This is a genomic window from Billgrantia antri, assembly GCF_019430905.1.
Lineage (GTDB): Bacteria > Pseudomonadota > Gammaproteobacteria > Pseudomonadales > Halomonadaceae > Halomonas > Halomonas antri.
The window spans coordinates 260,743-285,753 of sequence record NZ_JAHYCA010000004.1 but is presented as its reverse complement, the minus strand read 5'-3'; the positions used below and the strand labels follow the sequence as shown (position 1 = coordinate 285,753).

General features: G+C 62.9%; 24 protein-coding genes and 1 pseudogene. 12 read left to right on the top strand and 13 right to left on the bottom strand.

Annotation, left to right across the window (positions count from 1 at the left end; translation table 11 throughout):
• Nucleotides 1–160: 160 nt before the first annotated feature.
• Nucleotides 161–1,837: a 30S ribosomal protein S1 gene (rpsA, locus tag KPL81_RS12860; protein ID WP_209478004.1), complete on the top strand. Its 1,677-nt coding sequence runs from the start codon at nt 161–163 to the stop codon at nt 1,835–1,837.
• A gap of 90 nt (nt 1,838–1,927) precedes the next feature.
• Here rpsA and rimO read toward each other — a convergent pair whose 3' ends face one another.
• Nucleotides 1,928–3,289: a 30S ribosomal protein S12 methylthiotransferase RimO gene (rimO, locus tag KPL81_RS12855; protein ID WP_219792519.1), complete on the bottom strand. Its 1,362-nt coding sequence runs from the start codon at nt 3,287–3,289 to the stop codon at nt 1,928–1,930.
• Between the two features lie 131 nt (nt 3,290–3,420).
• Between rimO and KPL81_RS12850 the strand changes: the two genes are divergently transcribed.
• Nucleotides 3,421–3,831: an SRPBCC family protein gene (locus tag KPL81_RS12850; protein WP_209478012.1), complete on the top strand. Its 411-nt coding sequence runs from the start codon at nt 3,421–3,423 to the stop codon at nt 3,829–3,831.
• A gap of 296 nt (nt 3,832–4,127) precedes the next feature.
• Here KPL81_RS12850 and KPL81_RS12845 read toward each other — a convergent pair whose 3' ends face one another.
• Both KPL81_RS12845 and KPL81_RS12840 read right to left on the bottom strand, forming a co-directional pair.
• A complete protein-coding gene (locus tag KPL81_RS12845) occupies nt 4,128–4,916 on the bottom strand; it encodes a universal stress protein (RefSeq protein WP_219792518.1) in 789 nt (262 codons plus the stop codon).
• Nucleotides 4,906–7,347 carry a Lon protease family protein gene (locus KPL81_RS12840; protein WP_338035617.1) on the bottom strand — a complete coding sequence of 814 codons (2,442 nt, stop codon included), beginning with the start codon at nt 7,345–7,347 and terminating at the stop codon, nt 4,906–4,908. The genes KPL81_RS12845 and KPL81_RS12840 overlap by 11 nt, the downstream gene beginning before the upstream one ends.
• A 136-nt stretch (nt 7,348–7,483) precedes the next feature.
• Here KPL81_RS12840 and KPL81_RS12835 point away from each other — a divergent pair, with 136 nt between their 5' ends.
• Together KPL81_RS12835 and KPL81_RS12830 are read left to right on the top strand one after the other, a co-directional pair.
• Complete coding sequence (locus KPL81_RS12835; protein WP_219792516.1) at nt 7,484–8,083, top strand: 2-hydroxychromene-2-carboxylate isomerase; 600 nt, start codon at nt 7,484–7,486, stop codon at nt 8,081–8,083.
• Nucleotides 8,084–8,113: 30 nt separating this feature from the next.
• Nucleotides 8,114–8,857 carry a tellurite resistance TerB family protein gene (locus KPL81_RS12830; RefSeq protein ID WP_219792515.1) on the top strand — a complete coding sequence of 248 codons (744 nt, stop codon included), beginning with the start codon at nt 8,114–8,116 and terminating at the stop codon, nt 8,855–8,857.
• A gap of 29 nt (nt 8,858–8,886) precedes the next feature.
• Here KPL81_RS12830 and KPL81_RS12825 read toward each other — a convergent pair whose 3' ends face one another.
• From KPL81_RS12825 to pilB, 6 genes are all read right to left on the bottom strand, one after another.
• Nucleotides 8,887–9,750 (bottom strand): DNA replication terminus site-binding protein, encoded by an 864-nt coding sequence (locus tag KPL81_RS12825; RefSeq protein ID WP_219792657.1) that lies wholly within the window; start codon nt 9,748–9,750, stop codon nt 8,887–8,889.
• Nucleotides 9,751–9,752: 2 nt separating this feature from the next.
• Nucleotides 9,753–9,980 (bottom strand): DNA gyrase inhibitor YacG, encoded by a 228-nt coding sequence (gene yacG, locus KPL81_RS12820; RefSeq protein WP_219792514.1) that lies wholly within the window; start codon nt 9,978–9,980, stop codon nt 9,753–9,755.
• A 33-nt stretch (nt 9,981–10,013) separates the two neighbouring features.
• Nucleotides 10,014–10,619 carry a dephospho-CoA kinase gene (coaE, locus tag KPL81_RS12815; protein WP_219792513.1) on the bottom strand — a complete coding sequence of 202 codons (606 nt, stop codon included), beginning with the start codon at nt 10,617–10,619 and terminating at the stop codon, nt 10,014–10,016.
• Nucleotides 10,620–10,638: 19 nt separating this feature from the next.
• On the bottom strand, nt 10,639–11,469 hold the full coding sequence (locus KPL81_RS12810) for a prepilin peptidase (protein WP_338035616.1): 831 nt from the start codon (nt 11,467–11,469) through the stop codon (nt 10,639–10,641).
• Nucleotides 11,466–12,698 carry a type II secretion system F family protein gene (locus KPL81_RS12805; RefSeq protein ID WP_219792512.1) on the bottom strand — a complete coding sequence of 411 codons (1,233 nt, stop codon included), beginning with the start codon at nt 12,696–12,698 and terminating at the stop codon, nt 11,466–11,468. Before KPL81_RS12805 ends, KPL81_RS12810 begins: the two co-directional genes overlap by 4 nt.
• 113 nt (nt 12,699–12,811) lie before the next feature.
• On the bottom strand, nt 12,812–14,605 hold the full coding sequence (gene pilB / locus KPL81_RS12800) for a type IV-A pilus assembly ATPase PilB (RefSeq protein WP_240549235.1): 1,794 nt from the start codon (nt 14,603–14,605) through the stop codon (nt 12,812–12,814).
• Nucleotides 14,606–15,010: 405 nt separating this feature from the next.
• Between pilB and KPL81_RS12795 the strand changes: the two genes are divergently transcribed.
• Both KPL81_RS12795 and KPL81_RS12790 read left to right on the top strand, forming a co-directional pair.
• The gene (locus KPL81_RS12795; protein WP_276314066.1) at nt 15,011–15,406 is read left to right on the top strand and encodes a pilin; all 396 of its coding nucleotides are present in this window, start codon (nt 15,011–15,013) and stop codon (nt 15,404–15,406) included.
• A 141-nt stretch (nt 15,407–15,547) separates the two neighbouring features.
• On the top strand, nt 15,548–16,726 hold the full coding sequence (locus tag KPL81_RS12790; protein ID WP_219792511.1) for a hypothetical protein: 1,179 nt from the start codon (nt 15,548–15,550) through the stop codon (nt 16,724–16,726).
• A gap of 116 nt (nt 16,727–16,842) precedes the next feature.
• On the opposite strand, the pseudogene KPL81_RS12785 reads toward KPL81_RS12790, so the two are convergent.
• A pseudogene (locus KPL81_RS12785) lies at nt 16,843–17,052 on the bottom strand (glycine betaine ABC transporter substrate-binding protein); the annotation flags it as partial.
• Nucleotides 17,053–17,135: 83 nt separating this feature from the next.
• Here KPL81_RS12785 and KPL81_RS12780 point away from each other — a divergent pair.
• Both KPL81_RS12780 and KPL81_RS12775 read left to right on the top strand, forming a co-directional pair.
• Complete coding sequence (locus KPL81_RS12780) at nt 17,136–17,438, top strand: type II toxin-antitoxin system RelE/ParE family toxin (protein ID WP_219792510.1); 303 nt, start codon at nt 17,136–17,138, stop codon at nt 17,436–17,438.
• Nucleotides 17,435–17,716, top strand: coding sequence for an addiction module antidote protein (locus KPL81_RS12775; RefSeq protein ID WP_219792509.1), 282 nt, complete (start codon nt 17,435–17,437; stop codon nt 17,714–17,716). The genes KPL81_RS12780 and KPL81_RS12775 overlap by 4 nt, the downstream gene beginning before the upstream one ends.
• 79 nt (nt 17,717–17,795) lie before the next feature.
• Here KPL81_RS12775 and KPL81_RS12770 read toward each other — a convergent pair whose 3' ends face one another.
• The 3 genes from KPL81_RS12770 to KPL81_RS12760 all read right to left on the bottom strand — a co-directional run bounded on the left by KPL81_RS12770 (nt 17,796) and on the right by KPL81_RS12760 (nt 20,794).
• The gene (locus KPL81_RS12770) at nt 17,796–18,659 is read right to left on the bottom strand and encodes a glycine betaine ABC transporter substrate-binding protein (protein ID WP_219792508.1); all 864 of its coding nucleotides are present in this window, start codon (nt 18,657–18,659) and stop codon (nt 17,796–17,798) included.
• An 84-nt stretch (nt 18,660–18,743) separates the two neighbouring features.
• The gene (locus KPL81_RS12765; RefSeq protein WP_219792654.1) at nt 18,744–19,577 is read right to left on the bottom strand and encodes an ABC transporter permease; all 834 of its coding nucleotides are present in this window, start codon (nt 19,575–19,577) and stop codon (nt 18,744–18,746) included.
• A 5-nt stretch (nt 19,578–19,582) separates the two neighbouring features.
• A complete protein-coding gene (locus KPL81_RS12760) occupies nt 19,583–20,794 on the bottom strand; it encodes a quaternary amine ABC transporter ATP-binding protein (protein ID WP_219792507.1) in 1,212 nt (403 codons plus the stop codon).
• 283 nt (nt 20,795–21,077) lie between these two features.
• Between KPL81_RS12760 and KPL81_RS12755 the strand changes: the two genes are divergently transcribed.
• The 4 genes from KPL81_RS12755 to KPL81_RS12740 all read left to right on the top strand — a co-directional run bounded on the left by KPL81_RS12755 (nt 21,078) and on the right by KPL81_RS12740 (nt 24,880).
• Entirely contained in the window at nt 21,078–21,605 is a 528-nt protein-coding gene (locus KPL81_RS12755) for an HPP family protein (protein ID WP_219792506.1), read from the top strand.
• Nucleotides 21,606–21,851: 246 nt separating this feature from the next.
• Nucleotides 21,852–23,534 carry a phospholipase effector Tle1 domain-containing protein gene (locus KPL81_RS12750; RefSeq protein WP_240549233.1) on the top strand — a complete coding sequence of 561 codons (1,683 nt, stop codon included), beginning with the start codon at nt 21,852–21,854 and terminating at the stop codon, nt 23,532–23,534.
• Nucleotides 23,527–24,132 carry a DUF2931 family protein gene (locus KPL81_RS12745; RefSeq protein ID WP_219792504.1) on the top strand — a complete coding sequence of 202 codons (606 nt, stop codon included), beginning with the start codon at nt 23,527–23,529 and terminating at the stop codon, nt 24,130–24,132. The genes KPL81_RS12750 and KPL81_RS12745 overlap by 8 nt, the downstream gene beginning before the upstream one ends.
• A 136-nt stretch (nt 24,133–24,268) precedes the next feature.
• Entirely contained in the window at nt 24,269–24,880 is a 612-nt protein-coding gene (locus KPL81_RS12740; protein WP_219792503.1) for a DUF2931 family protein, read from the top strand.
• Nucleotides 24,881–25,011: the final 131 nt, after the last annotated feature.

Below are 25,011 nucleotides of genomic sequence, written 5' to 3'. Positions count from 1 at the left end.
CGAGCGGATGTCATGGCATGGTCGGGCAACTCACTCTTGCAAGCCCGGCCAGGTCCAACCAGCGCTAACATCCCCGGGGGTTTGGTAAATAAGGCCCGCACTCGCTGGTGGTGCGGAGAAGGCGGCAACGCCTCAACACCGTTGATCACGTAGGAAAATCATGAGCGAAAGCTTTGCTGAACTGTTTGAACAGTCACTGCAGGACATCAACATGGAGCCGGGCGCCATCGTCACGGCTACCGTCGTCGACATCGAAGGTGACTGGGTCACCGTCAATGCCGGCCTGAAGTCTGAAGGACAGATTCCCGCGGCGCAGTTCCGCGACGATAACGGCGAGCTCACCATCGCCGTCGGCGACGAAGTCAGTGTCGCCCTGGAAGCCGTCGAAGACGGTTTCGGCGAGACCCGTCTGTCTCGCGAGAAGGCCAAGCGCGCCGAAGCCTGGAAGGTGCTGGAAGCGGCCTTCGAGAAGGAAGAAATCGTCAAGGGCGTGATCAACGGCAAGGTCAAGGGCGGCTTCACCGTCGACATCGACTCCATCCGTGCATTCCTCCCGGGTTCCCTGGTCGACGTGCGTCCGGTGCGCGACACCACGCACCTCGAGCACAAGGAACTCGACTTCAAGGTCATCAAGCTCGATCCCAAGCGCAACAACGTGGTCGTTTCACGCCGTGCCGTGCTCGAAGCCGAGAACAGCGCCGAGCGTGAAGCCCTGCTCGCCACGCTGCAGGAAGGCCAGCAGATCATCGGTATCGTCAAGAACCTGACCGACTACGGCGCTTTCGTCGACCTGGGCGGCGTCGATGGCCTGCTGCACATCACCGACATGGCCTGGAAGCGCATCAAGCATCCGAGCGAGATCGTGGCCGTGGGCGACGAGATCAACGTCAAGGTGCTCAAGTTCGACCGCGAGCGCAACCGCGTATCGCTGGGCCTGAAGCAGCTGGGCGAAGATCCGTGGGTCAACATCAAGGACCGCTACCCCGAGGGTACCGTGGTGCCGGCTCGCGTCACCAACCTCACCGACTACGGCTGCTTCGCCGAGCTGGAAGAGGGTGTCGAAGGCCTGGTTCACGTCTCCGAGATGGATTGGACCAACAAGAACATCCACCCGTCCAAGGTCGTCAACATCGGCGACGAAGTGGATGTCATGATCCTCGACATCGACGAGGAGCGTCGTCGTATCTCCCTGGGTATCAAGCAGTGCACGCCGAACCCGTGGGAAACCTTCAGCGCCCAGTACAACAAGGGCGACCGTGTGTCCGGTACCATCAAGTCGATCACCGACTTCGGTATCTTCATCGGTCTGGAAGGCGGCATCGACGGCCTGGTTCACCTCTCCGACCTCTCCTGGTCCGAGACTGGCGAAGAAGCCGTACGCCGCTTCAAGAAGGGCGACGAAGCCGAAGCCGTCATTCTCTCCATCGATCCGGAGCGCGAGCGCATCTCGCTTGGTATCAAGCAGCTCGACTCCGACCCGGTGGCCGAGTACCTGGCCGTCAACGACAAGGGCTCCATCGTCTCCGGCCGTGTGGTCGAAGTCGACGCCAAGGAAGCTCACGTCGAGCTGGCCACTGACGTCGTCGCCGTGCTCAAGGCATCCGAGATCAGCGCCGACCGCGTCGAAGACGCGCGCAACGTGCTGAGCGAAGGCGACACCGTCGAAGCCCGCATCGTCAGCGTCGATCGCAAGAACCGCGCGATCAACCTGTCGATCAAGGCCAAGGACCAGGACGACACTCGTCAGAACCTGAAGAAGCTGCGCGAGCAGGAAGTCGAGACCGGTGGCCCGACCACCATCGGCGACCTGATCAAGCAGCAGATGGGTCAGGACTGATCGACCCTCGGGCTCCGTTCGCGGAGCCCGTGAGCCCAGGCTCAAACAAGAACGCCGCCTCGAAGGGCGGCGTTCTTGCGTCTGGGCTTTCTATGCGGAGTAGAAGTCTAGAAACTTGACCGGCTGCGCTTCCTCGATCACCTCTGCCCACAGGTCATATTCGTCGGCATTGGTGACCCGGGCGCGTACCACGTCGCCAGGGCGCAGGGTGCGCTTGGACTCCAGGAACACCATGCCGTCGATCTCTGGGGCGTCGGCTTCGCTGCGGCCGATAGGGCCTTCCTCATCGACTTCGTCCACCAGCACCTCGATCTCGCGGCCGATCTTGCCCTCCAGGCGAGCGGCGGAGATCTGCTGCTGATGCGCCATGAAGCGCTCCCAGCGCTCCTGCTTGACGTCGTCCGGCACCGGCTCCAGCCCCAGCTCGTTGGCCGGTGCACCCTCCACGGGGGAGTACTGGAAGCAGCCCACGCGGTCGAGCTGGGCTTCGCTCAGCCAGTCGAGCAGGTACTGGAAGTCCTCCTCGGTCTCGCCGGGAAAGCCGACGATGAAGGTGGAGCGAATGGTCAGCTCGGGGCACTGCTCGCGCCAGCGCTTGATGCGGGCCAGCGTCTTGTCCTCGAAGGCGGGGCGCTTCATCGCCTTGAGCACCTTGGGGCTGGCGTGCTGGAACGGAATGTCCAGGTAGGGCAGGATCTTGCCCTCGGCCATCAGCGGGATCAGTTCGTCCACGTGGGGGTAGGGGTAGACGTAGTGCAGCCGCACACGGATGCCCAGCTCCGAGAGCGCCTCGCACAGCTCGGTGAGGCGCGTCTTGACCTCGCGACCGCGCCACTCACTCAGCGCATAACGCTGATCGACGCCGTAGGCGCTGGTATCCTGGGAGATCACCAGCAGCTCCTTGACGCCGGCCTTGGCCAGGCCCTCGGCCTCGCGCAGTACGTCGCCCACCGGGCGGCTGACCAGCTTGCCGCGCATCGAGGGAATGATGCAGAAGCTGCAGCTGTGGTTGCAGCCTTCGGAGATCTTCAGGTAGGCATAGTGGCGCGGGGTGAGCTTCACGCCCTGGGCTGGCACCAGGTCGATGTGCGGGTCGTGCTGATGACGGTGCGGTGCCGCCTCGTGCACGGCGCCGACCACGCGCTCGTATTGCTGTGGGCCGGTCACCGCCAGTACGCTGGGGTGTACGTCGCGAATTGCGCCCTCATCCACGCCCATGCAGCCGGTGACGATTACCTTGCCGTTCTCGGCGATGGCCTCGCCGATGGCGTCGAGAGACTCTGCCTTGGCGCTGTCGATAAAACCGCAGGTGTTGACCACCACCACGTCGGCATCATCATAGCTGGGTACTATCTCGTAGCCGTCCGTGCGCAGTTGGGTCAGGATACGCTCGGAATCCACCAGCGCCTTGGGGCAGCCCAGGGAGACGAAGCCGACCTTGGGTGTGGGCATTGCTGAACCTCTTGGAAAAAACTGGGCTGACGCAACGAATATTTCATATTTGCGATAGCCGGTGTCGGGCAGGATGGGTACCCTGCAGAAGGTGGAGCATTTTAGCGTCGTACTGCAGCATAGGGAACCGCATGGCCACTATCGAACATAGCGCAATTCTCAAGGCCCCACCGGAGCGGGTCTTTGCCCTCTTGGAGCGGGTCGAGGACTTCGCCGACTATTCCGACCTGATCAAGGCGATCGAGCCGCTTGGCGGCGAACGCTACCGCTGGCACGTACACGCCGTGGGCATGGATTGGACCTTCGATGTTGCCATTACCGAGAACCGACCGCCCGAAGTGCTGGCCTGGGAGTCGGTGGATGGCGTACATAACCAGGGCTGTTACCGGCTCAGCCCGGTCGAGGCGGGCACCGAGGTCTTCTTCACCCTGACCTATGCCATACGCAACCGGCTGGTCGAAAAGGCCGTTACCAAGGCCGCCAAGCCGCTGGTCAACAAGGTAAGTCGGCAGATTCTCGAGCGCGTCGAAGCCAGGCTATAGCAAAATTTGATCGCCGCCCTCTCTGTTGGTCCGTCACGGCAAGGAATACACTCGGTTCAACGAGGCCGCGTCGGTCTCATTGAGGAATGCCGTCGTGTTGATAGGGCTGATGTGGTGCCTTGCGGTGCTAGTGGCTCAGCTGGTCCTCCTCCATTATATCGATCGGCGCGTCGCCGCCATGCCGCGGCTGAAACAGCCGCCTCTGGAAACACCGGATGGCCCGGCCCCACCCCAGCCCTTGGCGACATCCCGCCAGGAAGGGCAGCTTGACGCCTGAGTGGCATCAGGCAGGCTGCCTACGGAATGATCAGGATCGGCAGCGGCACCCGCGCAATCAGCTGCTCATCCTCCGCTAGCAGGCCTTCCAGCTCACCTCGGTGCAGTAGCAACCCACCGGCGTTGGCGCGGTCGAGAGTTCGTTCCAGCTCTCCGGCATGTTGCAGCGGCAGGGGCGAGGCGCCGTCGAACAGCGATGCCAGCCATGCTGGTAACGATGGCGCGCCTCCGGCCTGCGCTGGGCTCGACTCGCCTGCTGCCAGCCAGCGCAGCGGGCCGCGTCTGTAGGGGTGCGACTCGTCCCACAGCAGCACACTGCACGGGGCTTCGAGAATAAGGCGGCGACTGGTGGAGCCGAGCCGCTTTCCCCAGCGCTCCGTGGTGCCGCTCTTGCCGAGTACCAGCACGTCATCCGGCCCCGATTTGGTCAGCGCCTCGGCGGCAACCCGTCCTCGGCTGATCTCGAGCCGATGGCGCAGGTCGCGCCCGGCCACTGCGGCGGCAAGGGCCTGCTGCACGCGCTGTAGCTGGTGGGCGATGCTGGCTTCCAATGCGGCAGGCGTGAGCGGGCGCGTCAGCCCCGACTGAGCGCCGATCTCGCAAGAGAAGGGGAAGGCGGCGCAGTGCAGCAGGTCCAGATCCTCGACGTAGAGCGCCACCAGCTCGGCGTGACGCTGGCTGGCCAGCTCCACCGCCGCCGCGAGGGCCGCCAGGCTGTGGCGGGAGGCGTCGAGCAGCGCGAGCACTCGTACCACGTCCAGGCTCGCTGGTGGTGCAGCGCCGCCCTGCGGCGCGTCGTCACTGGTCATCGTTGCGCTCCTCGTCGGTCCCGTCGTCATCGCTTGCCTGGCCGTCCTGCGGGTCGTTCTCTTTGCCGCTCTCCTTGCCCTTGCTCTTCTTCACGGCCTGTTGGAAGGCTTCCAGGCGCTCGACGACCCGGCCGTTCAGGCTCCCGGCCGGGTAGCGGCCTTCTTCATCCCGCTCGCCGGGGGGCAATCCGGTCAGCAACTCCAGCGCCTGGTCCAACTGCTCGATGGCATAGACGCGGAAATCGCCGGCGGCGATGGCATCGCGCACCTCACGCTTGAGCATCAGGTGTTCCACGTTGGTGGCGGGCAGCAGCACCCCGTGACCCTGCACCCCGCCGCGTGCCTGGCAGATGTCGAAGAAACCCTCGATCTTCTCGTTGACCCCGCCCACGGCCTGAACGCGGCCGTGCTGATCGATGGAGCCGGTCACTGCCAGGCGCTGGTCGATGCCGACTCCGGCGATGGCCGAGATCAGCACGCAGGCTTCGGCCACCGAGGCGCTGTCACCTTCGATACCGCCGTAGGACTGCTCGAAGGCCAGGCTGGCGGAGAGCGAGAGCGGCGTATCCGGGGCAAAGCGGCTGGCCAGGCAGCGCGACAGGATCATCACCGCCTTGGAGTGGATGCGCCCGCCCAGGCGTGCTTCGCGCTCGATATCGACCACCTGGCCAGGCCCTGGCCGGGCGGTGGCCGTGATGCGTGTCGGCTGGCCGAAGGCATAATCACCCAGGCTCATCACCGAGAGGCCATTGACCTGGCCGACCACCACGCCCTCGAGCTGGATCGCCACGGTGCCGCGGGCAATCGCTTCGTGACTGCGCTCGTGAATGCGGCTGGCGCGCCACAGCTGCTGCGCGACTGCCTTTTCGACGTGGGTTCGCGAGATCACCTTGGCGTCAGCGCGCTCGGCCCAGTGGTCGGCCTCCTCCAACAGGTCGCTCAGGGCCCGGTGGCGGGCGGTAAGCTTGCCCTGATCGTCGGCCAGGCGGCTGGCGCGCTCGATCACTGCCGCCACGCCGCTGCGGTCCAGCGGGCGCAGCGCCGACTCCCGCGCCAGGGTAGCCACCATGCGGGCGTAGAGCGGCTGGTTGCCGTGATTGCGGTCGAGTTCGTCTTCCAGGTCTGCCTGCACCTTAAACAGCTCGAGGAAGTCGGGATCGTGCTCGCACAGCAGGTAGTAGAACAGCCGCTCGCCGAGCAGTACCACCTTGAGATCGAGCGGTATCGGTTCGGGCTCCAGCGTGGTGGTGCTTATCAGGCCATAGGCCTGCTCCAGCGACTCGGTGCGGATCTCGCCGGCGCGAAGCACTCGCTTGAGAGTCTCCCAGGCGCCAGCGTGCATCAGCATGGCGCGCACATCCACGACCAGGTACCCCCCATTGGCACGGTGCAGTCCGCCGGCACGAATCAGCGAGTAGTCGGTCAGCAAGGTGCCGTTGTGAACGTGGTGCTCGATGCGCCCGACCAGGTGCTGATGAGTCGGCAGGTCGAGGTAGACCACTGGAGCGCCTTCGCAACCGGTATGGTCGACCAGCAGGTTGATCTGGAAGCGGTTGAAGATCGCCTCCGGTGGCATCTCGGGCTCGTCGGCGATGAACGAGTCGACATGCAGTAGCATGGCCTCGCGCAGCGCCCTGAGGTGATCCAGCACGCCGCCATGATCGGCGTAGCGCTCCTCCAGCTCGGCCAGCGGTGCGTCGATGACGGCTTGCAGCATCTCGCCGTTCAACGTGCTGATCTGCTCGCGCAGCTGCTTCGCCAGGCGCGGCATGTGGCGAATGGCCTTGGCGAGTTTCTTCTGCAATACCTGCACCGTGCCTTCGATCCGTTCGCGGTCGTCCTTGTCGAGCTTCTCGTATTCCTCCGGCGGCATCATCCTGTCATCCTCGCCCGCCGGAGCGAAGGTGAAGCCGTTGGGCGTGGAAAGAAGCAGGATGTCATGCTCGCGTGCCTCGCGGCGTACCGCCTCGATGGCGTCACGCTGGCGTTCTCCCATGGCCTGCTTCAGCTCCTGCAGGCGATTCTGGTATTCGTCGCCTTCGAACACGGCGGGTATGGCCGAGCGTAGCTCCTCGGTCAGCTGCTCGAGATCGGCCCGCAACACCCGACCCATGCCGGTGGGTAGCAGCAAGTGCAGTGGCTGCGTGTGATCATCGAAGTTGTAGCGATAAGCGATATCCGGCGGGGTGGGCTCTTCGCGCGAGCGCTCGGCGAGAAAGCGGCCCACCAGCTGATGCTTGCCGTGGCCGGGGTGGCCCAGCACGTAGAGATTGAAGCCGTCGCTGCGCATGGAGGTGCCGAAGTCCAGTGCATCGCGGGCGCGGGCATGGCCGCTCAGCATGTCCAGCGACTCGAGCTCGCTGGTCACGTCGAAATCGAAGGCTTCCTCGGGGCAGGCGCGGTAAACCTGCGTTACGTCCAGGGCTTTCACCAAGCATTCTCCTCAGCGCTAATACAGCTCAGTATGGAGGAGTCGTGGAAGGCGTGCATGATGCCGATCAAGGAGACTGCGGGCTTGCACCGGTAGCTAAAGCGAACGACTCTTTAGCCAGACACGAGGAGCCGCCATGTCTTTTACCTTCTGGTTCGAATTCGCCAGTACTTACTCCTATCCCGCTGCCATGCAGATCGAGCACAAGGCTGCCGAGCGGGGCATCAAGGTGCGCTGGCAGCCGTTCCTGCTCGGGCCGATCTTCCAGGCCCAGGGCTGGAACGACACGCCTTTCAAGCTGTTCCCGGCCAAGGGGCGCTACATGTGGCGAGACATCGAGCGCGTGTGCGACCGCGACGGTATCCGCTTCCGGCGCCCCTCGCAGTTTCCGCGCAGTGGTCTGCTGGCGGCGCGCATCGCCAACTGGCACGCCGACGAGCCGTGGGTGCCGGCGTTCGTGCGCAGCGTCTACCGCGCCAACTTCGAGCACGACGAGGACATTGCCGACACCGGCGTCATTGCCAACTGCCTGGCCGAACTCAAGCTCGACGCCGCGGCGCTGCTGGAGGAGGGGCAATGTCCCGAGGCCAAGCAGGCGCTGCGTGACGCCACGGCCCGCGCCCAGGCGCTGGGCATCTTCGGCGCCCCCTTCTTCATGGCTGGCGATGAACCCTTCTGGGGCTACGACCGCATGGAGCAGGCGCTGGAGTGGTATGCTTCCTCAGGCCCTGTCTGATACCGATTCCTCTTTCATGGAGCAACGTCGATGAATGCCAGCAAGATCTTGCAGCAGCTCATGCAGCAGGCCGGTGGTCAGCAGCATGGCGGTCAAAAGCACGGCGGTGTGGACGTCAAAGGCATGCTCGAGGGCCTGACTCGCCAGCTGGGAGGCGGCAGTGCAGCGGGCCAGTCATCGAGTGGCGGCAGTGGCCTGGACGTGAAGAGCCTGCTGGGCGGCGGCGCCATGGGGCTGCTGGTCGGGTCGAAGCGCGGGCGCAAGCTCGGCGGCAAGGCGCTCAAGTATGGGGCGGTCGCGGCGGTCGGTGTGCTGGCCTGGAAAGCCTGGCAGAACTCTCAGGGGGCCAAGGCCGCAGGCGGTCAGGCAGCGGCAAGCGGTGCCGAGGGCGAGCGGGTCGAGGTGCTGGAAGGCGAACTGCAGGAGCGCCGCAGCCTGGAGCTCCTTCAGGCCATGATCATGGCCGCCCGTGCCGATGGCCATATCGACGCGCAGGAGCGTGAACTGATCGCCGGGCAGATCGACGCCCTGGGCGCCGACGATGAACTGCATCGCTGGGTCGAGCAGCAGCTCAGCGCCCCGCTGGATGCCGACGCGCTGGCACGCCAGGCCGATTCGCCCCAGGCGGCGCGCGAGATGTACCTGATCAGCGTCGCGGTGATCGACGAACAGAATCCCATGGAGCGCGCCTGGCTCGACCAACTGGCCAAGGCGCTGAAACTCCCCTCCGACGTCGCCGGCGAGCTGGAGTACCAGGCCCAACAGGCAGGCTAGGTTTTCTCGCCTTTCTCATTCACCGCGACTCAGCGATAGCGGTAGATCCGCAGCGATGGCAGGTAGGGATGTTCCTCCAGCTTTTCGTCGCTGCGACGTGCCCGAGTACGGCTCTGAGGCGGGGCGGCTGGTGGCAGGTTGTGGTCGGGCAGGTGGCCGCGTGGCGCCGGCAGGAACAGCGGCAGGGCCACGTTCATGGCGCGGCGACTGCGGCCATCTTCCAGCGGCTCGCAATAGAACAGGTTGGCGCGCATCAACGGCGCCTGGCTCTGCACCTGGGCCAGCGGCTCGCTCGAGGGCAGGGCGGCCAGCTTGCGCAGCTGGATCCGCACGTGTGGGGCGTCGCTGTCCAGCGCCAGCAGCTTCTGCTCCACCTCGCGTACCGTGAGACGCTTGATCGAGCGACCGCTCGAGTACCACGCCAGGCGTACCCGGGCGACCGGCGCCTCGGCCACCGGAATGGCACGCCAACACTGCTTGAGGTGCAGCCGGGCCAGGCCGCTGCCGCGCAGGTGGTCGTGCAGGTGCGGGTGGCGGAACGGCAGTACCGCCTTGGCCTCGGCCAGCAGCGGCGGATGATTGTCGCGTATGTGGGCGAGCTGGGCGGCGAACTCTGCCTTCGCCGCGTTCACCTCCGCCACCTTGGTCAGCAGCGGCTCGTCGGCGGCCACCAAGCCGACATGGCTGCGGGTGGCGCGGCCGTCCTGGCCATCGGTGTACCAGAAGTCGAGCAGCGCGCGGCGCAGCCAATCGGTACTGGCCTCGGCCTGGAAGGCCCAGGCCTCGGCAGGAGACGCGGCGTAGACCTCGAGCAGCGACTCGGTACACTCGATCAGCCTGTCGAAGGCGACCTCCAGCTCGGCGAGCAGCCGATAGGTCGGCGCCGGGGCCAGGCTCACCGATCGTCGCCTCGGTCGGCGCGGGCCAGCCACTCGTCGATGTTGGTCTCGTCGAGTGCCGGCTCACCGGCGATGCGGTGCGATTCGTCGGCCCAGGCGCCCAGGTCGATCAGCTTGCAGCGCTCGCTGCAGAAGGGGCGGTAAGGGTTCTTCTCGCTCCATACCACTTTTTTCTGGCATTGCGGACAGGCGACGGTCAGGGGGCGTTGGTCGTGTTGGCTCATGAAACCCAAACGGTTGGTGGCTTTGCTAACATTCTAGCGGCTCCCGGTCATCTCTCGATAGCGTCGATCGAGTACGGCAACCTGGGCTGCAAGATCTTCCTCGCTGCCGCTGTTGTCGATCACGTCATCGGCGCGGGCCAGGCGTTCGCTGCGCGGCATCTGCGCGGCCAGGATGGCGCGGGCCTGCTTTTCGTCGACGTCGTCACGGGCGGCGGTGCGGGCGAGCTGCAGGCTCTCCGGCACGTCGATCACCAGGCAGCGATCGACCATCTCGCTCTGGCCCGATTCGAACAGCAGCGGTGAGACCAGCAGCACGTAGGGCGCTCCTTCGCTCTGGAGCCGTTCCAGATGGGTGAGGATCCTCTGGCGGATACGCGGATGGGTCACTGATTCGAGCCACAGCCGTTCGCTGGGTTCGGCAAACACGATCTCGCGAAGCGTGCGGCGGTTCAGGTAGCCATCCTCCTGAATGACCTTCGAGCCATGGCGCGCGGCAATCTCGGCCAGCGCCGGCTCGCCGGGCTCGACCACTTCGCGGGCAACGTCGTCGGCGTCCACCCAAGGCACACCCAGCGTCGCGAAGGCCCGCGCCACGGTGCTCTTGCCGGAAGCGATACCGCCGGTTACGCCAACGATCAAAGTCACTCTCCCACGCTTATCAAATGAAGCCGATATAGGCGGCCATCAGCGGTTCTCCCACCAGCAGCGCGATCCAGCCCGCAGCGGCCAGGTAGGGGCCGAACGGCATCGGCGCGCCGCGCAGGCGGGGCAGGGCGAGCTGTACCAGGATGCCGACGATGGCGCCCACGCCCGCAGAAAGGATCAGCACCATGGGCAGGTACTGCCAGCCGAGCCAGGCGCCCAGGGCCGCCAGCAGCTTGAAGTCGCCGTAACCCATGCCCTCCTTGCCGGTCACCAGCTTGAACAGCCAGTAGACGCTCCACAGGGCAAGGTAGCCCGCTATCGCACCGATGACGGCACTGGAAAGCATCAGGGGCTGGAACAGCAACTGGTAGAGCAGCCCGGCCCACAACAGCGGCAGCGTCATCATGTCCGGCAGCAGCTGGGTGCGCAGGTCGATCACGGCCAGGGCCAGCAGCGCCAGGCAGGCGCCGAACACGAACAGACCCTGCCAGGTGGCCCCGTAGAGCGCCAACACGGCCAACGCCAGGCCGGCACCGGCCAGCTCCACCAGCGGATATTGCGGGCTGATCCGGGCATGGCAGGAAGCGCAGCGACCACGGCGCTTGAACCAGCCGATCAGCGGCAGGTTGTCGTGCCAGGCAATGGGCGTTTCGCACTGGGGGCAGAGCGAGCGCGGCACCAGCAGGTTGAAGTGAGGGGCTTCCTCCTCGGGCAGCTCCAGCGCCTCGCGGGCCTCGGCCCGCCAGCCCAGCATCAGCATGACCGGCAGGCGTACGATCACCACGTTGAGGAAGCTGCCCAGGCAAAGACCCAGCACGACCGCCAGCAGCCATAACACACTCACAGCACCGTGCCCAGCTCGAAGATCGGCAGGTACATGGAGACCACCAGGCCGCCGACCAGGATCCCCAGCACCACGATGATCAGCGGCTCGAGCAGCGAGGTGAGGGCGTCGACCTTGTTGTCGACCTCCTCCTCGTAGTAGTCGGCCACCCGGTTGAGCATGGCGTCCAGCGCGCCGGACTCCTCGCCGATACCGACCATCTGCACCGCCAGCGCAGGGAAGCGCTCGGTCAGGCGCATCGCGAAGTGGAGCTGCTGGCCGGTGGAAACGTCCTCACGGATCTGTCGCGTGGCGCGCTCGTAGACCAGGTTGCCGGTGGCCCCGGAAGCGATGTCCAGCGCTTCCACCATGGGCACGCCGGCGCCGTAGGTGGTGGCCAGCGTGCGCGAATAGCGCGCCACGGCGGACTTGTCGAAGATGTCGCCCAGCACCGGCACCTTGAGCAGGAATGCATGCACGCGGTAGGCGAAGGCCGGCGAGCGCTTGATGCCCTGGCGCATCAGGTAGACGAAGGCGATCAGGCCGCCAAGCCCCCACAGCCAGTACTGCTGGGCGAATTCGGAAAGGGCGATGGTCATGCGGGTCATGGCCGGCAGTTCGGCGCCGAAGCCATGGAACAGGCTCTCGAACTGGGGCACGACCTTGATCAACAGCAGCGCCGTGACGCCGATCCCCACCAGGATCACAGCGATCGGATACCACAGTGCCTTCTTCACCCGACCCTTCAGCGACTCCACCTTCTCCTTGTAAGTAGCGATACGGTCGAGCATGCGGTCAAGCGAGCCGGAACTCTCGCCGGCTTCCACCAGATTGCAGAACAGGCTATCGAAATGTTCCGGATGGTTGCGCAGCGCCTGGGAGAAGCTCGAGCCGGCGGCCACCTCGTTCATCATCTGCTGTACCACTGCGCTCATGGCCGGCTTGCGAATGCTTTCGGCGACCACCTGAAAGGCCTGCAGTACCGGTACCCCGGCACGAATCATGGTGGCCATCTGGCGGGCGAAGAGCATGGTGTCACGGGGCTTGATGGTGCCCATGCCGCCGGTCAGCCCGCCCTTGCGACGCACGTTCTTGACGATGATGCTCTGGTTGGCCAGCTCGCGCTCCACCTCGAACTTCTCGGCGGCCACCACCTCGCCGCTGACCAGGCGACCGCCAGGGCCCTTGCCCGTCCAGCGCCAACGGTAAAGTTTGAGCTTCCGGGGCGCTTTCGCCGTTCTGGTTGCCATAGATTCCCTGCAGCAGTTTCAATGTGGTTTTTCTTTCCTGTAATTATCGACCCAAGTGTGCCTGACTTAAGTGTTATTCCTGGCCCGACACGGCAATAAATTGCAGTGTTTTGTTAATCCTTCGTTACGCGGTTGATCTCGGTCAGGCTAGTGATCCCCTGCATTACCTTCAACAGCCCGCTGCGACGCAGGTCCGGGTGGCCTTCCTGGCGGGCCAGGCTATCGAAGTCCATCGAGTTGCCGTTGCGCATGATCAGTTGGCTCATGGCATTGCTGATCGGCACCACTTCGTAGATGCCCACCCGCCCCTTGTAGCCATGCGTGCAGTGCTTGCAGCCGACGGCTTCATACACCGTGGCGCTGTCTACCTCCTGTTCGGTGAAGCCCTCCTGGAGCAGCACCTCGCGGGGTAGCTCCGCCTCCTGGCGACAGTGCTTGCATAGCCGCCGTGCCAGGCGCTGGGCAATGATCAGGCTCACCGAGCTGGCAATGTTGAACGCCGGCACGCCCATGTTGGCCAGACGGGTCAGCGTCTCCGCGGCGGAGTTGGTGTGTACCGTGGAGAGCACCAGATGGCCGGTCTGAGAAGCCTTCACTGCGATCTCGGCAGTCTCTAGGTCGCGTATCTCGCCCACCATCACCACGTCCGGATCCTGGCGCAGGAAAGCGCGCAGCGCGCTGGCGAAGTCCAGGCCGATCTTGGGCAGCACGTTGACCTGATTGACCCCGGGCACCTTGATCTCCACCGGATCCTCGGCGGTACAGATGTTGCGCTGTACCTCGTTGAGAATATTCAGGCCGGTATAGAGCGTCACCGTCTTGCCGCTACCGGTGGGGCCGGTCACCAGGATCATGCCCTGGGGTTGATCCAGCACGCCTTCGTAGAGCTCGCGCTGTTCCGGCGTGAAGCCCAGTGCATCGATGCCGATCTGCGCCGAGGTCGGATCGAGAATACGCAGCACGATCTTCTCGCCGTACACGGTCGGCAGCGAGTTCACGCGGAAATCGATCGAGCGGGTCTTGGATACCTTCAGCTTGATGGCACCATCCTGCGGCAGGCGGCGTTCGGAGATGTCCAGCCGCGCCATCACCTTCAGGCGCGCGGCGATGCGCGAGCGCATGGCAAAGGGTGGCCGCGCCGACTCCATCAGCATGCCGTCCACGCGCATGCGCACCCGATAGCTGGTCTCGTAGGGTTCGAAGTGGATATCCGACGCCCCGCGGCGAATGGCATCGAGCAGGATCTTGTTGACGAACTTGACGATCGGTGCGTCATCGGCCCCGCTCTGGGCGGCATCGCTGGCGCGTTCCTCGCTGATGTCGACGCCATCGTCGAATTCCAGTTCGCTGATGGCATCATCCACGCCCGCCAGCTCGTCCATCATGCTCGACTCATGCTGCGCCAGGTAGGCCTCGAGCACCGGCATCAACTGGTCAACCGGGCAGAGCACGGCCTCGATGCTCAGGCCGGTAGCGAATTGCAGCTCGTCAAGCAGGGCCAGCGTGGAGGGGTAGGGCACCGCAACGGTCAGCCGATGGCCGCGGCGACTGAGCGGCACCACACACAGCTTGCGCAGCAGCTTTTCGGGATATTCGTTGGCCGGTGGCAGGCTCGCCAGGCGCAGCGCGTCGAGATCCACCAGCGGCAGGCCGTACTCCCATGCCGCACACAGCGTGCCCTGGCGCGCCGTGACCAGGCCGGCATCGATCACATGCTGGAGCAGGCTCGTCTCGGCCTCCCGGGCCTCATGTTCCGCCCGCTCGGCGGCCGGGCGGGAAAGCAGCCCGTACTCCACCAGCCGACGAGCGAAACCGCGCAGCCCCTCGGTGTCGGCCGCTCGCGGTGGGTTGGCGCTGTGGCTGGCTGTCTCCTGGGCACCGGCCGGTGCCGTTCGATAGTCGTTCATGGCGCCTCGAGCATGGGCCCGCAAGGGCGGTAAGCGTGAGAGAAAGGTTACCCGCATTCTAGACCGTTGATATCATTCCTCACAGCAGGCTGACAAACGCCACGCCAACTGGTATTAACAACATCATGGCTTATGCTGAAGTCAACGACCTACCTACGTAGGTAGCGCTTGCGAGGCGAAGGCTGAGTCATCTAATGTTAGCGGCAAGGCACACGCTAGGTAGCCGCTAGAAGGGAGCCAACTCAGGCAGTTACTACAGGAAGAACCGAAAAAGCTTGAGAAGGCCCAGCAAGGGGACAGGCAAGGCCCACGGGCCGAGCCACGACATGGCGGTGATCGAGCCGCAGGTGCAACCGCCCAGGGCGAACGAAGCCACCGGGCACCACAGAGCAGGGGACGACTGCGATGAGCATGAAAGAATTGATGAAGAAACGAGCAGCCGCCAAGCAGGGCCAGGGCGGTTTCACCTTGATCGAGCTGCTGATCGTCGTGGCGATCATCGGCATTCTGGCGGCGATAGCGATTCCGCAGTATCAGAATTACATTGCAAGATCTAACGCGAGTGCAGCCTATAGCGAGGCTTCCTCCTTCAAGACTCCTGTGGAAGCTGAGCTTTTCGATGGCAATGATCCGTCTTCGACCGTTACTACACCTGCGACAGTTACGATATCTGTTGACGGTACAGGCGCTGGGACAATCGTATCAACAAGGAATGGTAGTTCTGTTACTTTGACCCGAACCACAGGCGGTGCATGGTCTTGTGCTAATGGCTTTACTGGCGTAACTCTTGCCAACTGCTAATTTCTGCAACGTTTGAAAGAAGCGGCTAATGAGCCGCTTCTTTTCTATTTCAGTAGGCATAGCGTAGATCTTGGCGTGAGCGTGACTTCGCCCCCTCCTGCAATGTAAAGTTATGTAGCTTTTATCTGACAGGAGACTCATATGGTGGGTCCGAAGCAACAACAAGGCGCAGCCCTCGTCGTGGTGCTGTCCATACTGAGCATGGCGCTGATGCTTGGTCTCTCCGGTGTGAGTGGCAGTCTGGTGAACGAGAGGTTGGCGGGCAACTACCGAACTGCCTCGCAAGCCCAGATGGCCGCTGAGATGGGGGCTGCTGCGGGTGTGGCAGATCCAGATAAAGCTTTTCTGGGGCCTGGGCCGATCACGAATGGCGATAATATCTGGTCCTCTTGGATAAGCGGCGATGATGGCAGGTTTCGCCATCGCTATACCATGCTGAATGCCGCAGGACTGCAGGCAGCTATCGATGAAGGGTTAATTCCCAATTTCAGCCCTCCCAGTGCCAGCCGCTATCTTATAGGACATGGTCGAGTAGGCAGTAGGCCCGACGATGCGGAACGATACATCTTGGTCAGCTATGGTGGAGGTGGTGCTCCAGACTTGGATGCCGTTTTCACCTGCATTGGGCTTGAGTGCTCTCATAGCGCAGATGGCCATCTTCATGGAGAAGATCATCCACTTCCGGATAGCTTCAATTGCACGGGCTCTCATTGCCGAACCACACCAGAGCCAGATAGAGATACTGACCTGGACGTTCCCGATTTTGCACATTTCTCGCCCGATCATGATGACTATGCTGATAAAAGAGAGTTTTGGGAGGCGTTCATTGCTGGCCTGCCGACCCCCGACGCAAGCTTTTCAAGTGGTAGCATCAGCTTCGATGGGGCTCGCAACTCGCCCTCAGTTATTGAGATCACTGGCAACGTAAAAATGAACGGTAACCAGGCTACCGCTGGAATCATAATCGTCCGCGATGGGGGCACGCTTGAAAAGGCAAATGGCACGGCACATCACGAAGGGCTCATCCTCGTAGAGGAAGGGGGCAGGATCGAGATGGCAACGGGTACATTCAACCTTTATGGTGGAATTGTCATGCTCAAGTCCGAAGAGGCTTCTGGCGGAACTGATAGCGAAAGCGAAAGCGAAAGTGGTAACGGTAAGGGGAAAGGTAAGGGAAAGGGCAACGGCAACGGCAACAAGGGCGGTACGGATCTTGATGCCAAGGGCAACTCTGACCTCCGATACAGTTCCGCTGCTGTCTCCCTTCTCGATCAATTGATAGGCGGCGGAAGCCAGCCGACTGGGTGGCGTGAGCTATAGACCCTCTATTTCCATAAAGCGCTAAAAAGCCCGGGCCTGTCTCCAGTAGGGCCCGGGCTTCTTTTTACGTCTCTAGCGAGATAGTGCTTCGCTCAGACAGGGCTGGTTGGTGTAGTTCAGTCGTTAAGCCACTCTTCCACCACGTCCTGATTGTTTTCGACCCACTGCTTGGCGCTCTCGTACGGGTCGGCGTCTTCCTCCTGGTTCATGAGCATGACTTCGCCCATCTGCTCGGGCGTCCATTCGAAAGCGTCCAGGATGGCGTAGGCATCGGGCATGTCGTCTTCCAGGCCCTGGCGCACCACGGTGTGGATCTGCTCGGTACCACTGAGCTCCCTGCGGAGATATTTTCAATGGCCTTGTCAACTAGCGGTTGCTTTGTCGTGAACTATAGTTGACACTTTCGATCATGAAGAGCATCAGCCAAACGGATACCTACGCCACCTGGTTCGCTAAACTGCGAGACCACCGGGCGAAGGCTAGGATACTGGCCAGGATACGCCGCATTGAGCTAGGCAATTTTGGTGATTGTGAGCCGGTGGGCGAGGGCGTATCGGAGCTGCGCATTCACTATGGTCCCGGCTATCGGGTGTATTTCGTGCAGCGAGGATTCGAGCTGGTGATTCTCCTGGCTGGCGGCGACAAAGGCAGCCAGGCCAAAGATATCGAGATCGCGAAGCAGCTGGCACGCGAGTTGAAGGAGGTTCCATGAACGCTCTGAAAAAGTGGGATGTTGTCGACCATCTGGAGTCCGAAGAGGAAATGGCTCTCTATCTCGAGGCCTGCTTTGAGGAGAACGATCCTGCACTGGTGGCCGCGGCCCTGGGTGACATTGCTCGCGCTCGCGGCATGGCACAACTGGCGCGTGACACCGGGCTGACTCGTGAGGGGCTCTACAAAGCACTCTCCGCCGATGGTAACCCCAGCTTTGCCACGATCATGAAAGTCATGAACGCGCTGGGATTCAAGCTCCACGCCGAAGCATCCTGACCGAGCGGCTCCAATAAAGCAAAACGCCTTGGCACATGTCGTGCCAAGGCGTTTTTTAATGGGACGTACGGGTGACGTATCAGCCGTTAAGCCACTCTTCCACTACGTCCTGGTTCTCTTCGACCCATTGCTTGGCGTTCTCGTACGGGTCGGCGTCTTCCTCCTGGTTCATGAGCATGACTTCACCCATCTGTTCGGGCGTCCACTCGAAAGCGTCCAGGATGGCGTAGGCCTCGGGCATGTCGTCTTCCAGGCCCTGGCGCACTACGGTGTGGATCTGCTCGGCACCGCCGTAGACGTTCTCCGGATCCTCGAGGTACTCGAGATCCCATCGGGCGAACTTCCAGTGCGGTGTCCAGCCGGTGACGACGACGTCTTCCTCGTTGGCAATGGCGTTGGCCAGGGCGGCGGTCATGGTGGCGCCGCTGCCGCTACGCAGATCCAGCTCCAGGTCGTAGGTGTCGATGACATCCTCGGTCAGGCCCATCAGGCCGGCGCCGGGGTCGATACCGATGATCTCGCCGTTGAAGGTATCGGTATGCTCGTTGAGCTCGGCGATGCTGTCGACCTCGGTGTATTCCGGTACCACCAGGCCCAGCTTGGTGCCGTCCAGGTTGGGGCCGAGATCCTCGACATCTTCACCGACACGGTTCATGTACTCTTCGTGCGTGGTCGGCAGCCAGGCCGCCACGATGGCATCGGCATCGCCGGTCGCCACTGACTGCCACATGGCAGCGGCGGAGAGGGCGGTCATGTCGACCTCGTAGCCCGCCTGCTCGAGGACGGCGCGCATCACATTGGTGGAGGCCACCTCGGATGACCACTCCACGTAGGCCAGGTGCACGGTGCCCTTGTCCTGGGCCTGGGCGGCACCGGCGGCAAGGCCGGCTCCGACGGCCAGTGCCAGTGCGGTAAGGCCACTAGTACGTGGTTTGGTAACCATATGCTTTCCTCCGTTTAACTTTGCTTTGCATTGCTTTACCAGCCTGCCCCTTCCACGTCCGGGTTGCAAGGAAGGGGGCTGCGCTCAGCTCTTGCGAGATTTCCGCAGCGACTGTGTCAGCCTGTCGAGCAGCATGGCCAGTATGACCACGGCGATACCCGCCTCGAAGCCGTCGCCGGGGCGCAGGCGCTGGATGGCGCGCCATACTTCGCTGCCCAGGCCGTCGGCGCCGATCATGGCGGCAATCACCACCATCGAGAGCGCCAGCATGATGGTCTGGTTGATGCCTGCCATTACCGTGGGCAGCGACAGCGGCAGCTGCACCTTGAACAACTTCTGGCCACGGGTGGCGCCATAGGCGTCCGCCGCCTCGATCAGCTCTACCGGTACCTGGCGTATGCCCAGGGTGGTGAAGCGTATGGCCGGAGGCATCGAGAAGATCACCGTGGCGAAGATCGCCGACACCGAACCGATGCCGAAGAAGGGGATCGCCGGAATCAGGTAGACGAAGGCCGGCATGGTCTGCATGAAGTCCAGCACCGGCATTATGGCGCGGTAGAGCCGCTCGGAGAGCGCCGCGGCGATACCTACCGGCAAGGCGATGACCACTGCCACCAGGGTGGCGATGACCACCAGGGTGAGGGTCTCGATCATCGGCTCCCACAGGCCGAGGTTCCAGATCAGCGCCAGGCCGGCTACGGCGCCGATGGCCAGGCGCAGGTTGGCCAGTTTCCAGCACAGCCCGGCGATGATCGCCAGCAGCGCCCATACGGGCAGCCACATCAGGCTCTCGTTGAGCCACTCGATGCCGGTCTGGGTCACCCGTGAGATGCCGCGAGTCACCATCGAGTATTCGCTGGTGAGCCAGTTCAGGCCGTCTTCGATCCACTTGCCCAGTGGAATACGGGGAATCTCGATCGCCATCAGTTGCCTCCTTCCTCTGCCGCCTGGGCTAGCTCATCGAGCACCGCCCCCTTGACCACGACGCCCAACAGGCGCTGTTGCTCGTCCACCACCGCGATGGGGAAGCTCTTCTCGCTGAACATGGCGAAGAGGTTGTGCATCGGCTCGTCCGGGCCCACGGTGCGGTAGTCCTGGGTCAGGGCGCCGGCAATGGTTTCCTTGCCCTCCTTGACCAGGTTCTCCGCCGCCTCGGCCTCGAGCAGCCCGACCAGGCTGCGGTCGCGGCGGGTCACGTAGATGGAGTCGATGGCATGCTCATGCATCTTGCGCAGGGCGGTACGCGGCCCGTCGGTGTCGCGCACGGTGGCACGCACCTTGCGCATGGCACTCTCGGCGGTCAGGATGCGCGAGCGGTCGACTCCCTCGATGAAGCGGCGCACGTAGTCGTCGGCGGGGCGGGTGAGAATCTCCTCCGGCGTGCCGATCTGCACGATCTCGCCATCCTTGAGCAGCACGATGCGGTCGCCGATGGTCAACGCCTCGTCGAGATCGTGGGTGATGAACACCGTGGTCTTCTGCATGCGATGCTGCAGTTCCAGCAGCTCCTGCTGCATGTCGCCGCGAATCAGCGGATCGAGTGCCGAGAAGGCCTCATCCATCAGCAATACGGTGGAGTCGTTCGCCAGCGCCCGTGCCAGGCCGACGCGCTGCTGCATACCGCCGGAAAGCTGGTTGGGGTAGGCGTCCTCCCAACCGTCGAGCCCCACCTGCTTGAGAGCATTGCGGGCAATCTCGTTGCGCTCGGCCTTGTCCACGCCGCGTATCTCGAGGCCGAACTCGGCGTTCTGCTGTACCGTGCGGTGGGGGAAGAGCGCGAAATTCTGGAACACCATCGAGAAGTGCCGGCGGCGGCACTCCAGCAGTGCCTTGTCGCCAAGTTCGGGAATGTTCTCGCCGTCGATGACGATCTCGCCCTCGGTGGGCTCGATCAATCGGTTCAAGCAGCGGATGAGCGTGGACTTGCCCGAGCCGGACAATCCCATGATGACCAGAAGCTCGCCCTCATAGACATCGAAGCTGATATCGGAGAGCCCCAGCGTCTGTCCCGTCTTCTCGAGTATCTCGGGGCGCTTGAGCCCCTTGTCGCGCAGTTCGAGAGCCTTCTTCGGCTGATTGCCGAAGACCTTGCTCAAGTGACGCACGCGTATCTTGACGTTTCGGTTCTCGTTCATAGCGATGCCTTCTGTCAGAAAAGCATGGCCGGCAAGCCCGAGTACCCCAGTGGCAGCCTCGGTTTACGCTGTGCTTGACGCCAAGCCAACCGTGCCGGCTTCCCTGCCCGACAAAACCGCTAACCCTAACGGCTGTAACACAAAGTTTCAAATGAGCGTGTGAATGACCGTCGGATTATGACCCTGGTCAAACCTGTGGCATGTTCTTATAAAAAAACTTGCCTTCACTTTTGTGGTGCGCTTTGCGAGACTCCTGCACCTATTTTGTGCAGACCGAAGGCAGATGAAGACTTACCTCAGCAAGATGCGCGCCGAACGAACCCGAGCACCCAGCCCCGACTGGCAGGATGCCCTGTGGTCGTGGTTCGGGGCGTTCAGCGGCATGGGCGCCATCTGCTGGCTAAGTGCGCACTGGCTCTCTCATCATCTATTGATCGTGGCCTCCTTCGGCGCCACGTCGGTACTGATCTATGCGGCACCCGGCAGCCCCTTCGCGCAGCCGCGCAACGTGCTGGTCGGCAGTATGCTTTCCGCCCTGGTGGGGGTGGCTTGCTTCAAGCTGTTGGGTAGTACGGCGCTGTCGGTCACGCTTGCCGTGTCGCTCTCGGTGCTTGCCATGCAGCTCACCCACACCGTGCATCCTCCCGGCGCCGCCGCGGCTCTGGGCGCCGTGATTGGCGGCGAGACAATCGCCACCTTGGGCTGGTGGTATCCGCTGATGCCGATCGGCATTGGCTGTATTGTCATGCTGGTGGTAGCGATTCTAGTCAATAATCTGGCCCGTCATCGGCGCTATCCAAGCTACTGGTAGCGCCTGTGCCTGACAGGTAAATAGGGCGCTTCCTTACACCAATACCAGACGTTGGCTTACAGTAGTGTAGGAAATCGTCCATAGCCGAGCGCTTTCCCATCCGAATACCCTAATAGACATTGCCCAGCCGAACACCAGGGAGAGGTGGCAGTGTTCTTTAAGCTCATACGTCGCCATGACGTCAGGGATATTGATCTTCCCTTCATCGAGTCGCCCACCTTTGCCTCGAGCAAGGTAAAAGACAAGTTGTCGAGAGAGACTGGCCGGGAAGGGCTCTCCCGGCTGTATGCCAAGGCAGGGGGCATTGGCTGGGCGCCGGACAAGGATGAGGCGATCCGAACGATCGTCAAGGCGGTCGAGCAGGGTAATTTGCTACTGGTCTTGAATGACGGCTTCGACCGTCCCTTTCTTCCTCTGGTCGAATGGAACGGGGAGCAGTGGCGCTCGAATGCCCGGGGAGCGTTCAGCGGCCGCAGCCTGGTCAATTTCCTGCTGCCGCGTCTCAATGCACGGGGGCTGGGGCCGCAGGCCGTGGCCATGCTGCAGCGCCACGGTGATTGGGGCGTCACTCGTCCCGTGCCCACGCCAGCGCCGCGGACCTCCACCCCGCCGCCAGTGCCGGAGCCTCCTCCCGAACGACCGCGCACCCTGCAGATAGGCGTATTCTTCGACGGCACCGGCAACAACATGTACAACGACCGCCAGCTACCCGACCGCGATATCACTAACGTGGCCAAATTGCATGGCCTGTATCGAGATGATGAAGAACACTACCCCGTATATATTCAGGGTGTGGGAACTATCACCGGCCGTGAGGGCGAGGATGGCTTCGTAGCCCCCGAAGACGCCATCGGCATGGGTACCGGCATCGGCCCGGAGGGCGGTCATGCGCGTATCGAGCAGGCGTTGAATGAGGTCCGCGAGATCCTTGAGGCCAACCCCCGCGATTCGCTGGTGACCTTCGATGTGTTCGGCTTCAGTCGCGGCGCGGCTTTGGCGCGGCACTTCGTCAACCTCATCCACCGCTGGCCGGAAACCCTGATGGTACCGGACTTCGGGCTCGGTGAGGCGGCAGCCGTGACGGTGCCGGACTTTCGAATTGGCGAGTACCGGCCGCCGCTACGCCTCATCGAAGCCTTTCCGCCTTCACCAATTCCCTTCCCGCAGGTGCGCTTCGTCGGTCTGTTCGATACCGTGGGCAGCTTCTACTGGCCCGGCAACGCCGAGAACCTCGATTTCGATCTTTACATCGCCTCGGGCAGTGCGGCGCGCGTGGTGCAGCTTACCGCCTATCACGAGATCCGCCGCAACTTTCCGCTTAGCAGCATTGCCGATGCGCAAGGCAACCATCCCGGCAACTTCGCCGAGATTGCCCTGCCGGGGGTGCATTCTGACGTGGGCGGAGGCTACGAGAACCCCCAGCACGAAGCGGACTTCGCCAACCTTGAAGAACTGATCGTGCGCCATCGCGGCGGGCTAGGCGCCAATGGGGAGACGATTCGCCGGGCTCAGGCGGAAGCGCAGGCTCGAGGGCTCGACATTCGCGTGGAGGGCATGGACGTGCTCGAAGTCGAGCGGCGCGCCACGCGCAAGGAACTGGCGATCTACGCCCTGCATCAGATGTATGAAGAGGCGAAGCGAGCCTGGGTGCCCCTAGATGAACTCCGGGATGACCCAGACCATACCATCCCCGCCGAGCTGCAAGCCTTGATCGATAGCTGGTGGCAAGGCGGCAGGCGACACGGACGGCAGTGGATGCTGGAGATGTCGCACGAGCATTTCGCCGGTTACATCCATACCTCTCACCGCCAGTACCCGTTCACCTTGCGAGATCGCTTCGCCCACGCCCCAGAGCCTAGCGGCGTGCGCCGGGTATTCCCCAATCGCCATGTGCCGGTGGCGGCCCCGCAGGAGCCTCAGGATGCCTAGATGGTTAGTCCGCTTCCGCCAGGGTCTGCTACTGGCACTGCTGCTATTGACCACTGCCTGCGAGGCGGAACAGGAGGCGCGACGCTACGAATTCGTGCTTCAGACCGTGGGTGGGCCTCGTGGTTGGCCGGTATGGGTAGAGGATTTAACTTTCGACCGTACCTGGGGAGCTCCGGTTGGTGGGCTGAGTGAAGGGTTTGATCGCGAGCCTCCAAGAGGGAACAGGACTGCTATTCTTGGCAGTTATCTGCCAGTTCCACAGTCGATGCAAGCACGCTGGTTCTCCTACCGCACACAGACCTTCTATGAGATCGATCTGGCGCTGCCGGGAACGAATGCTCTGCTTCAGCAGTGGTACCGGGAATATCCGCCGCCGGATTACCGCCATTATCTTATGGCCGGCTTCTCCGGCGAAGGCGAGGTCTACGTCTGGTGGCGAGCTCGCTGTACTGTCTGCGGTCGTGATCGCAGTCAAGATTTCCATGCACCGATAGTGGAGTCGGCGTGGGCCGAGGAAGTGGAGGGCGACCCGTCTACTTTCCGCAGTCAGACTCAACGACGGATTGAAGAGGGGATCATTCCTTCGCCTTGGGAATGATGACGAGTGAGTCGAAGCCAGCCTGTGCTTTCGTGCTGCTATTCGGACAGCCTGACCCACGCCCCGGAGCCTGGCGGCAAGCGACGGGTATTTCCCAATCGCCATGTGCCGGTGGCGGCCCCGCAGGAGCCTCAGGATGCCTAGCTCATGGATGAGCCGCCTGCGGCCTGCGCTACTGTTGGCACTGCTATTACTGACCAGTGCTTGCGAGGCTGAGCCCCAACCGGAGCTAAGGCGGTACGATTTTGCCGTGCAGCTCAATGGTGGCCCAACGGGTAGGCCGGTGTGGGTAGAAGAATTGACCTTCGATCATACGTGGTGGTCGCCGGGTGGGAATCTGGGCGGCGGGTTCGACAAGCGGCCTCCCACAGGGGGCGCAACTGCCGTTTTGCCTCGTCCCATGCCTGCCCCGTCTTCAGTGCAGGCGCGCTGGTTCTCTTACCGCACCCAAACCTATTACGAGATCGATTTGGCACTTCCAGATACTGATACCCAACTGCAGCAGTGGTACCGGGAATATCCGCCGCCCGGTTACCGCCATTATCTTATGGCCGGGTTCTCAGGCGAGGGTGAGGTCTACCTCTGGTGGCGAGCTCGCTGTACTGTCTGTGGCCGCGACCGCAGCCGGGATTTCCATGCGCCGATTGTGGAGTCTGCATGGGCCGAGGAGGCCGAAGGGGATCCGAACCGCTACCGCAATCGTACCCAGCAATACGTTGATGAGGACGTAATGCCCTCGCCTTGGTGATGGGGTATCTCTCTCACCGCCGGGAGAGTCTGGCCCACGCCCCGGAGCCTAGTGGTGTGCGCCGGTTTTTTTCAATCGCTGATGAGGTATGGAATAGGCTAGGGGGGAGTCGGCTGTTGTGCTTGTGTTGC

Coding starts and splice junctions, on each gene's coding strand:
- rpsA (WP_209478004.1), top strand. CDS start 161: ATGAGCGAAAGCTTTGCTGAACTGTTTGAACAGTCACTGCAGGACATC.
- rimO (WP_219792519.1), bottom strand. CDS start 3,289: ATGCCCACACCCAAGGTCGGCTTCGTCTCCCTGGGCTGCCCCAAGGCG.
- KPL81_RS12850 (WP_209478012.1), top strand. CDS start 3,421: ATGGCCACTATCGAACATAGCGCAATTCTCAAGGCCCCACCGGAGCGG.
- KPL81_RS12845 (WP_219792518.1), bottom strand. CDS start 4,916: ATGACCAGTGACGACGCGCCGCAGGGCGGCGCTGCACCACCAGCGAGC.
- KPL81_RS12835 (WP_219792516.1), top strand. CDS start 7,484: ATGTCTTTTACCTTCTGGTTCGAATTCGCCAGTACTTACTCCTATCCC.
- KPL81_RS12830 (WP_219792515.1), top strand. CDS start 8,114: ATGAATGCCAGCAAGATCTTGCAGCAGCTCATGCAGCAGGCCGGTGGT.
- yacG (WP_219792514.1), bottom strand. CDS start 9,980: ATGAGCCAACACGACCAACGCCCCCTGACCGTCGCCTGTCCGCAATGC.
- KPL81_RS12805 (WP_219792512.1), bottom strand. CDS start 12,698: ATGGCAACCAGAACGGCGAAAGCGCCCCGGAAGCTCAAACTTTACCGT.
- pilB (WP_240549235.1), bottom strand. CDS start 14,605: ATGAACGACTATCGAACGGCACCGGCCGGTGCCCAGGAGACAGCCAGC.
- KPL81_RS12795 (WP_276314066.1), top strand. CDS start 15,011: ATGAGCATGAAAGAATTGATGAAGAAACGAGCAGCCGCCAAGCAGGGC.
- KPL81_RS12790 (WP_219792511.1), top strand. CDS start 15,548: ATGGTGGGTCCGAAGCAACAACAAGGCGCAGCCCTCGTCGTGGTGCTG.
- KPL81_RS12780 (WP_219792510.1), top strand. CDS start 17,136: ATGAAGAGCATCAGCCAAACGGATACCTACGCCACCTGGTTCGCTAAA.
- KPL81_RS12775 (WP_219792509.1), top strand. CDS start 17,435: ATGAACGCTCTGAAAAAGTGGGATGTTGTCGACCATCTGGAGTCCGAA.
- KPL81_RS12770 (WP_219792508.1), bottom strand. CDS start 18,659: ATGGTTACCAAACCACGTACTAGTGGCCTTACCGCACTGGCACTGGCC.
- KPL81_RS12760 (WP_219792507.1), bottom strand. CDS start 20,794: ATGAACGAGAACCGAAACGTCAAGATACGCGTGCGTCACTTGAGCAAG.
- KPL81_RS12755 (WP_219792506.1), top strand. CDS start 21,078: ATGAAGACTTACCTCAGCAAGATGCGCGCCGAACGAACCCGAGCACCC.
- KPL81_RS12745 (WP_219792504.1), top strand. CDS start 23,527: ATGCCTAGATGGTTAGTCCGCTTCCGCCAGGGTCTGCTACTGGCACTG.
- KPL81_RS12740 (WP_219792503.1), top strand. CDS start 24,269: ATGCCTAGCTCATGGATGAGCCGCCTGCGGCCTGCGCTACTGTTGGCA.